Origin of the sequence: Pseudarthrobacter sp. BRE9 (assembly GCF_031844305.1) — a bacterium.
Taxonomy (GTDB): Bacteria; Actinomycetota; Actinomycetes; order Actinomycetales; family Micrococcaceae; genus Arthrobacter.
This window is the reverse complement of the sequence record NZ_JAUZUY010000004.1, coordinates 295,627-304,662: the sequence shown is the minus strand read 5'-3', so window position 1 is coordinate 304,662 and position 9,036 is coordinate 295,627. Positions and strand designations below refer to the sequence as shown.

The 9,036-nt window shown below is 67.3% G+C and carries 6 protein-coding genes; 4 read left to right on the top strand and 2 right to left on the bottom strand.

Annotated elements, in window-relative coordinates:
- The first annotated feature begins 221 nt into the window (after positions 1-221).
- From Q9R31_RS11135 to Q9R31_RS11120, 4 genes are all read left to right on the top strand, one after another.
- The gene (locus Q9R31_RS11135) at positions 222-506 is read left to right on the top strand and encodes an HU family DNA-binding protein (RefSeq protein WP_011693739.1); all 285 of its coding nucleotides are present in this window, start codon (positions 222-224) and stop codon (positions 504-506) included.
- A 152-nt stretch (positions 507-658) separates the two neighbouring features.
- Positions 659-2,833, top strand: coding sequence for a cytochrome c oxidase assembly protein (locus Q9R31_RS11130; protein WP_311262784.1), 2,175 nt, complete (start codon positions 659-661; stop codon positions 2,831-2,833).
- Positions 2,833-4,857, top strand: coding sequence for an NHL domain-containing thioredoxin family protein (locus Q9R31_RS11125; RefSeq protein ID WP_311262783.1), 2,025 nt, complete (start codon positions 2,833-2,835; stop codon positions 4,855-4,857). The genes Q9R31_RS11130 and Q9R31_RS11125 overlap by 1 nt, the downstream gene beginning before the upstream one ends.
- A gap of 239 nt (positions 4,858-5,096) precedes the next feature.
- On the top strand, positions 5,097-5,915 hold the full coding sequence (locus Q9R31_RS11120; RefSeq protein ID WP_311262782.1) for a DUF559 domain-containing protein: 819 nt from the start codon (positions 5,097-5,099) through the stop codon (positions 5,913-5,915).
- A gap of 128 nt (positions 5,916-6,043) precedes the next feature.
- Here Q9R31_RS11120 and Q9R31_RS11115 read toward each other — a convergent pair whose 3' ends face one another.
- Both Q9R31_RS11115 and Q9R31_RS11110 read right to left on the bottom strand, forming a co-directional pair.
- Positions 6,044-7,036, bottom strand: coding sequence for a hypothetical protein (locus Q9R31_RS11115; protein WP_311262781.1), 993 nt, complete (start codon positions 7,034-7,036; stop codon positions 6,044-6,046).
- A 182-nt stretch (positions 7,037-7,218) separates the two neighbouring features.
- Positions 7,219-9,009: a helicase HerA-like domain-containing protein gene (locus Q9R31_RS11110; protein WP_311262780.1), complete on the bottom strand. Its 1,791-nt coding sequence runs from the start codon at positions 9,007-9,009 to the stop codon at positions 7,219-7,221.
- Between the last annotated feature and the right edge of the window lie 27 nt (positions 9,010-9,036).

The following is a 9,036-nucleotide window of genomic DNA, read 5'->3' as shown; positions in this document are numbered from 1 at the left end:
GCCCACTACTGGCGCAGGCTCCCGGGCGGAGCGACCAGGAAGTGCAAAGGCTTCCTCCAACGGCTGAAAATGCATCCCAAAACCGGTGATTTACCTCAAAAAGTCGCGGAAACACGCGGAATTTGCGGACCGGGAGCGCCCAAGCTGGTAAGTTTTCGGACAGTGGCTTGTGCGCATGCCGCGTGCAGGCTTCAGAATCAGAATCGTCCAGGAGGACATAAATGGCTAAGAACCGTAGTGAACTTGTTGCAGAGGTAGCAGGCAAGGCCGGCACCAGCCAGGCTGCCGTCAACTCCGTCCTCGATGCACTGTTCGAGGTTTTCGAGACTTCTGTCGCCGCGGGCGAGAAGATCACCATCCCGGGCTGGCTCGCCGTCGAGCGCACTGACCGTGCAGCACGCACCGGCCGCAACCCGCAGACCGGCGAAACCATCCAGATCGCAGCAGGCCACAGCGTCAAGCTGACCGCCGGCTCCAAGCTGAAGGCTGCAGTCTCCAAGAAGTAGAGCTTGTTCCCATCCGGCACTTGGCCGGCTGGAACAGGAGCGGCAACCCCTTGGGTTGCCGCTCCTTCGCTTTTAAGGGCTTGTGGCGTCTACCTGCTCCGGGGCATCACTTCCCCGGATTCGCGGCCCGGGCAGGCGTAGCGGACAATGGAATGGTGTCTTCTGCCGCAAAACCACGTTCCACCGCGCCCCAGTCCGATCCTGGCAAGGGAGCTGCGGTCCGGGACGCCGGAAGCCGGGGGATCCCGGTGCCCTGGCAGCTCGCAGGCCTGGCAGCACTCTTCCTGGGCCTCGCAGCGGCGCTGATATTTTCCGGCGCTGCAGCGGCCCGCAGCGTGGCCGATCCCGGTGCCCTGGTGCGTTGGGGCCTGCCCGTCAGCAAGGCCGTCCACAACGCCTCCCTGGCGACCGTCGTCGGGGGCCTGATCTTCGCCGTCGGCATCCTTCCCAAGAACCTGAACACGCGGAACCTCAACGCCCGCGCCCGGGACCGGGAAACGCCAGGCAACGGCGCACCCGAACATCCCGCGTTTACCCGCGTCCTCGCTGTGGCCGCCGTCGCCGGCGCCGTGTGGACCTTGTCCGCCATCGCAGTCCTGGTGCTCACCTATGCCGACGTGGCCGGGCAGGGGCTGTCCGGTGATCCGGCATTCACCCAGGCCCTGGTGTATTTCATGACGGACATCGAAACGGGCCGGGCATGGCTGGCCGTCATCATCATTGCCGCGGTGGTGACCACAGCACTGTTCGGTGTCAGGTCCCTGGGCGGCCTGGCCCTGACCCTCGTGCTGGCGCTCATCGGCCTGGTCCCCACTGCCCTGATCGGACACTCGTCGAGCTCGTCGGACCACGAGGGGGCCATCAATTCCCTCGGCCTGCACCTGGTGGGCGTGAGCACCTGGGTGGGCGGCATCATCATCCTGGCGTTGCTGTCAGGGATCCTCACCGGATCCAAAGCCGGGGCAGCAACGGACATCACCGAACCCACCCTCCGGCGGTTCTCCACCCTTGCGGGCTTCGCATTCGTTCTGGTCTTCGCTTCGGGCATCATCAACGCCAGTATCCGGGTCACGAGCTGGTCCGACCTCTTCGGCTCCGCCTACGGCCAGCTGATCCTGGCCAAGAGTGCGGCGGCGGTGGTGCTGGGCGGCATTGGCTTCATGCACCGGCAGTGGGTCATCCCGCAGCTGGGCCGCAAGGGCTCAACACTGTCCTCGCGGCGGGTCCTCTGGCAGCTGGTGCTGGCCGAGCTGCTGGTCATGGGCGCCACCTCCGGCATCGCCGTGGCCCTTGGCCGCTCCGCCCCGCCGCAGCCCACCGAACCGGCGCCCAATGCCTCGCCCGCCTTCATCCTCAGCGGCTACGACCTGCCCCCGGAGCTCACGCCCGAACGCTGGTTGACCGAATGGCGCCCGGACTGGCTCTGGGTGGGCGTGGCCCTCTTCGGCCTGGTGACCTACTTCCTGGGCGTGGCCAAGGTCCGCCGCCGCGGCGACTCCTGGCAGTGGTTCCGGTCCCTGAACTGGGTCATCGGCCTGCTGGTGCTGACCTACATCACGTCGGGGCCGCCGTCGGTCTATGGCCGCGTCCTGTTCTCCGCACACATGGTGGACCACATGGCCCTGACCATGGTTGCCCCGATCTTCCTGGTGCTGGGCGCCCCGGTGACCCTGGCCCTGCGTGCGCTGCCCGCCCGCGGCGACGGCTCGCGCGGAACGCGGGAATGGCTCCTGGTCTTCGTGCACTCTAAGTTCTCGCAGCTGGTTACCCACCCGCTGTTCGCCGCCGCCAACTTCGCCGGCTCGATTGTGCTGTTCTACTACTCCGACCTGTTCGGGTTCGCGATGCGGGAACATGTGGGGCACGAACTGATGATCCTGCATTTCCTGCTCACCGGATACATCTTCGTGCTGAGCATGATCGGCACGGACCCCCTGCCGCGCCGCGCGCCGTACCCCATGCGGCTGCTCCTGCTGCTGGCCACCATGGGGTTCCACGCCTTCTTTGGCGTCTCCATCATGGGCGGCACGGGACTGCTGGCCGCTGATTACTTCGGCAACCTTGGCCGCGCGTGGGGACCGTCGGCCCTCGTTGACCAGCAGACCGGCGGCGCAGTGGCCTGGGGCATCGGCGAGGTGCCAACGCTGCTGGTGGCGATCGGCGTCGCCATCATGTGGTCCAGGTCCGACCAGCGGGAGACCAAACGGGTGGACCGCGCGGCGGACAGGAATAATGACGCCGATCTCACCGCTTACAACGATATGTTTGCCAAATTGGCCGAACGCGACGCCAAGCTGGCTGAACGCAACAAGCTGGAAGGACGCTGATGAGCGAAACCGTACGCACGCATGCCCGGGTCCGGGCCTCCGAACTGGTGGGCCGCAACTGGTTGAACACCGGCGGCAAGCCCCTGGACCTCGAGGCCCTGCGCGGCAAGATCGTGCTGCTCGATTTCTGGACCTTCTGCTGCATCAACTGCCTGCACGTCCTGGATGAGCTTCGGCCGCTGGAAGAGCAGTACTCGGACGTGCTGGTCACGGTGGGCGTCCACTCGCCCAAGTTCGAGCACGAGGCGGACCCGGTGGCGCTGGCCGCGGCCGTGGAGCGGTACGAGATCCACCATCCCGTGCTGGACGATCCGGAGCTGGACACCTGGAAGGCCTACACCGCCCGCGCCTGGCCCACCCTGGTGGTCATCGACCCCGAGGGCTACATCGTGGCGCACCTCTCCGGCGAGGGCCACGCGGACGGGCTCGCCGTGCTGATCCCCGAGCTCATCGCCGAACATGAGGCCAAGGGCACCCTGCACCGCGGCTCCGGCCCGTACGTGGCGCCCGAGGCGACGTCCGGCACGCTGCGCTTCCCCGGCAAGGCGCTGTTCCTGCCGCCGGGTCGCGGTTCCGCGGCGTCGGCTGGAACGTCCGACGACGGCTCTGCCGCAGGTGCCGCAGCTTCCAGCGGCGCCGAGAAGGGTTCCTGGCTGGTCACCGACACCGGCCACCACCGGCTTGTGGAGCTGGGCACCGACTTCCAGACCGTCCTGGCCACCTTCGGCTCCGGCGCCAAGGGCTACGCCGACGGTCCGGCCGCGGGGGACACCGCCAGTGCACAGTTCAACGAGCCGCAGGGCCTGGTTCTGCTCCCGGAAGATGTGGCAGCCAAGGCGGGATACGACGTCGTTATTGCCGACTCCGTGAACCACCGCCTGCGGGGACTCTCGCTCACGGACGGAAAGGCCTCCACCCTGGCCGGCAACGGCATCCAGCGGCTGCTGGAAACCGGCCCGGCACGCGTGGACGAGGAAGGCGCCGGGTTCAGCGGATCCCTGGGCAACGATCCCCTGGAAGTCGCCCTGAGCTCGCCGTGGGACGTGGTGTGGTCGCGCAAGCTGAACGCCGTGGTGGTGGCCATGGCCGGTACCCACCAGATTTTCAGCTTTGATCCCATCACGGGCGCGGTGGCCATCATTGCCGGCAACGGGCTGGAGGGCCTGCTGGACGGGCCGGCGCACGAGGCCTGGTTCGCGCAGTCCTCGGGCCTGGCCGAAGACGCCGATGGCAACATCTGGGTGGCGGACTCCGAAACCTCGGCGCTCCGCAAGCTGGTCATCGCCGACGACGGCACCCTCACCGTGGAATCCGCGATTGGCAAGGGACTGTTCGACTTCGGGTTCCGTGACGGCCCCGCCGCCGAAGCGCGCCTGCAGCACCCGCTCGGAGTGACGGTCCTGCCCGACGGCTCCGTGGCGATCGCGGATACCTACAACGGTGCAGTGCGCCGCTACGATCCCGCATCCGGCACCGTGTCCACGCTTGCCCGCGGCCTGGCCGAGCCCTCCGACGTCATTGTGGACCACACGCAGTCCGCCGGATCGGAGCCCCTGCTGGTGGTGGTGGAGGCGAACAAGCACCAGCTGGTCTACGTTCCCATCCCCAAGGAAGCCCAGCAGGTGGATGAGGGCGCGTCCCAGACCCACCGGCCCAAGAGCCCCGTAGCCCCCGGCCCGCTGGATCTGACCGTCCGCTTCACGGCGCCCACCGGGCAGAAGCTCGACGACCGCTGGGGCGACCCCACGCAGCTGAAAATCTCCTCCACGCCGCCGGAGCTGCTGGTGTCCGGCGGGGGGACCTCCGTGGGACTGCTGCGCACCCTGGAGCTGTCCCCGGACGTGCCCGAGGGCGTGCTGCACATTACCGCCCGGGCCGCGGCCTGCGATGGCCCCGAAACCGAGGACGGCGAGATCCCCGACCACGCCGCCTGCCACCTCTACCAGCAGGACTGGGGCATCCCCGTGGTCCTGCAGGCCGACGGGGACACCGAACTGGTCCTGGACCTGCGCGGCATGGACTGACCTGCGGCATGGCCTGACCTGGCGGTCGATGCTGTCTGAGAGGCTGCTTCCTTGTGACCCTGCGTCACGGGAGGCAGCCTTTCGCGCTTCCGGCATGATGGCAGCCCTGGAATTGCGGGCTTTCCGTCAGTCGAGGGCTCTGAAAGCGTGCTCCGCGTGACACAAACTGGCTCCTCTGCTGTCCACATAGCCCCGGGACAGGCTGTCAGCGACGGTCAGGAGCCGGGCAGCATGGCCGTATGGATGCCCTCAAAGCCTTGGAAATCTGCGGCGGAGCCGCGCGTAGGCCCTCGCTGGCAAAACTGGGAGTGGATGACGCCGCCCTCCGGCGGGCGGTACGGGCGGGCGTGTTGCAGCCGGACCGCGGGCTTTATGCGCTTCCGACGGCGCCCCCGGACTTGGTTGCCGTGCTGCTGTGCCGGGAGCTGCTGACATGTTCCAGCGCCGCGACTGCTTACAGCCTCTGGTCGCTGCCCTCTGACGGAAGGCGCCACGTTTACCACCGCCGGCAGGAGGTTGTTGGTGATGAGGCCGTCCATCACCCCGGACTTCTCCTGCCGCCTTCCCCGGTTCAGCCGGTGGCAGCCTTGGCGGATGTGCTGATTCATGCACTCCGATGTCTGTCGTTCGCGGAGTCTCTGGTCATGGTGGAGTGCGCCGTAGGGCGCGGCGACATGACTGTTGACTTTCTGCGTCGGCGCTTAACGGGGCATCGCAACGAGAAAGCCAGGGCGGTCCTGGACTGGGTGGACAGTGGGGCGGACTCGCTCCTCGAGACGCTGGCACGCACATACTTCCGGCAGGCAGGAATCCAGGTTCAGTCACAGGTGTACCTGGAGCGGGTGGGCTATGTGGATCTGCTGCTGAACGGGTGGCTGGTGGTGGAACTGGATGGACGCCATCATGCGGAGTGGAAACAGGTTCAAAAGGACCATCGCCGAAACAACGAGTCGGTCCTTCAGGGATACACGGCCCTCCGTTACTACTATGCCGACGTGGTGTACCGGCCGCAGGAAATGGTCGAGCAGGTGCTTGCCGTCCTGAACCGGCGGCGGTAACCGGCTGGTCGGCGTCACGCGGAGCACGTTTTCACGTCGTCCGGGTTGTCCGAGCCCTGCGAAACCAGGGGCAGCGGCATGCAGCACTGCTGAAAGCGTGCCTGGCGTGACGCGGCAGGCGGCGGGGCCTAGAAGCTCAGCATCGGGGTGACCTTGACGGCGTCCCCGGAGACGTCCAGGCGGGTGGTGAAGCTGAAGTCCACCTCTGCGTCCAGCGGGTACCAGGCCCCGGTGAATAAGTTTTGCTGGAGCGCCTCCACCTTGGCCTTGCCGTCCAGGGGTGCCACCACCCAGCGGCCGTCGAACGGCTCCACAGATACACCCGGGTACTCAGTGACGGTCCACCGGATGCTGCCGTCCTGGACCCTGTTGTTGCTGGTGTAGTAGAACGGGCAGTCGGGCTGGAGCTTCTGTTCCTTGACGGCCTGGGCCGCGCAGCTGTCCAGGAATTCCCGGATCTTGGCGGCAACATCGTTCTTCAGCTTGTCCGTGGCCTGGGTCAGCAGGTTGAGCGGTGCCACCGGGCTGTCCTTGGAGGTGACGGTGGCCCGGGTGGCGGGTGCCGAGAAGTATTGTCCGTCGAGGGAGGCCTCGTACTCGCCGGGGTAGAACACGGCAAAGGAGTTGCGGCCGTTGGGCATGTTGACCGGGACGCCGTTGACAGCGGCCTCGCTGCCGTTGACCACGGTGATATCAACGGTGGGCAACCTGGACGGGACGAACGCCCACGTATTGAAGAACAGCCACTCGGTACCCGTCTTCTGCAGGAGGAATTCCGTATGCAGCCGGCTGCCGTCGATCGTGTATTCGAGGGGGACCTTGACCTGGTTGTTCGGACGTTCCTCCGGGTCGCCGATGGTTACATTGGCAACGCGGGAAGCGGCGGTCTGCAGCCCGGCGCCGTCCAGCATGGCGGCGTTGCTGGGCGGAACCGCGGCCCTCAGAAGCCCCAGCGCACGCCCCCCATCGCCGCTCTTCAGCGCATCCAGGTACTCCCTGACCGGCTGTTGCGGGCTGGCCACGGTATTGTTCACCACGTTGATGGCCACGATGGCTCCGGCGACGGCAAGCATGAGGCCCAGCAGCCATCCGGCCGCGATCCTCACCAACGCTTGACTCATCTGCACGTTCCTTACAGTAACGGCAGTGCGGACGCACACTAAAGTTGGGGTCCCCCTAATCTGCCAGGCAACGGCGGGTTAATGCCCGACGGCGGGCCGCCGGGCAGCGTCGACAGGAACCTTTGGCAGTTCCGGGGTCACCGGGTGTAAGGCTGGGAGGTGCACGGCTGGGAGCTGCAGGGTCAGCGGCGACGGCGCCGGGACGACGTGCCGAACACCCCGCGGAGCAGTTCGCGCCCCAGCTGGGTGCCCATGGACCGGGCCATGCTCTTGAGCCCGCCGCCCAGGGCACCGCCGAGTACTCCACCGAGGTCACCCATCATGCCGCCCGGCTGCGCCTGCGGCTCCCGGGGCTGGCGGGTCCGGGGCGCCCGCGGCGCTTTGGCCCGGGACCTGGACGCGGGCGCCTCGCCATACTCCGCCTCGCCATACTCCGGCCCGCCGTATTGTGGTTCAGGATCCTGCGGCGCGGGAACCGGGGCCTGCGCCGGCCTGCTGCTGGGCCTGCCCAGGATCTCCTCCTCGATCCGGCGGGCTTCGGCGTCCACGTCGTACCCGGCGGGCGCAACAGGCGCGTCAGCAGCAGCCGGAGCGCCAGCCGCCGGACCCGTGGGGGCTGCGGCCTTGCCGGTGAGCTTCTCATACGCGGACGGGTTGTCCACGGCGGTTCCGTACTTGCCCAGCAGCGCGGAACCGGCCACCGTGCTGCGGACCAGGGCCTCGTCGCTGGGGCCCATGAGGGACTCGGGAGCCCGGAGCCGGGTGAGGGCCACCGGCGTGGGTGCCCCCTTCTCGTTCATGACGGTGATGACGGCCTCGCCGATGCCTGCGGAGGTGAGGGTCTCTTCGAGGTCGTAGTCGCTGAGCGGGAACGTGGACACTGTGGCTTTGAGCGCCTTTGCATCCTCGGGGGTGAAGGCGCGCAGGGCGTGCTGTACCCGGTTGGCCAGCTGGCCCAGGACGTCGGCGGGCACATCCTTGGGCGTCTGGGTGACGAAGAAGATCCCCACCCCTTTGGACCGGATGAGCCGGACGGTGGTGGTGATGGCGTCCAGGAAGGCCTTGCTGGCCCCGTTGAACAGCAGGTGGGCTTCGTCCAGGAAGAACACGAGCTTGGGCTTGTCCAGGTCGCCGGCCTCGGGGAGGTCCTCGAACAAGTCCGCGAGCAGCCACATCAGGAAGGTGGAGAACAGCATGGGCTTGGTCTGCAGGGTGGGCAGCTCCAGGCAGGTGACCACGCCGCGGCCGTCGGGGGCGGTGCGCAGCAGCTCGGCGGTGTCGAACTCCGGCTCACCGAAGAACTTCTCCAGCCCCTGCGCCTCAAGGGTCACGATCTCCCGCAGGATCACGCCGGCGGTTGCCTTGGACAGGCCGCCGAGTTCCTCCAGCTTGTCCTTGCCCTCGTCCGAGGTGAGGAACTGGATGACAGCGCGGAGGTCCTTAAGGTCGATCAGCTCCAGGCCGTACTTGTCCGCGAAGTAGAACACCAGCTGCAGGCTCGATTCCTGCGTGTCGTTCAGTTCCATGATGCGCGAGAGCAGGATGGGGCCGAATGAGGTCACGGTGGCGCGGACCGGGACGCCGTTGCCGTCACCGCCCAGCGCCAGGAACTCCACCGGAAACGCCTTGCCCTGCCAGGGCTGGCCGATGCTTTGGGTGCGGGCGGTGAGTTTGTCGCTGCCGACGGCGGCAGTCGCCAGGCCGGAAAGGTCGCCCTTGATGTCGGCCAGGAAGACGGGGACGCCGGCGGTGGACAGCTGTTCTGCCATCATGTGCAGGGTGACGGTCTTGCCCGTACCGGTGGCGCCGGCCACCAGCCCGTGGCGGTTCATCATGGCCAGCGGCAGCCGCACCGGCGCGTCCTTGTGGAGCTCGCCGTCGACGATGGCGGCCCCCAGTTCGATGGTGGCGCCTTCCAGCGTGTAGCCCTTCTGGATGGTGGCAAGCTTCTCTGCTGTGGTTTTGGTGGCCATGGCGCCAGCTTAGCGGCGGCTGCCCCA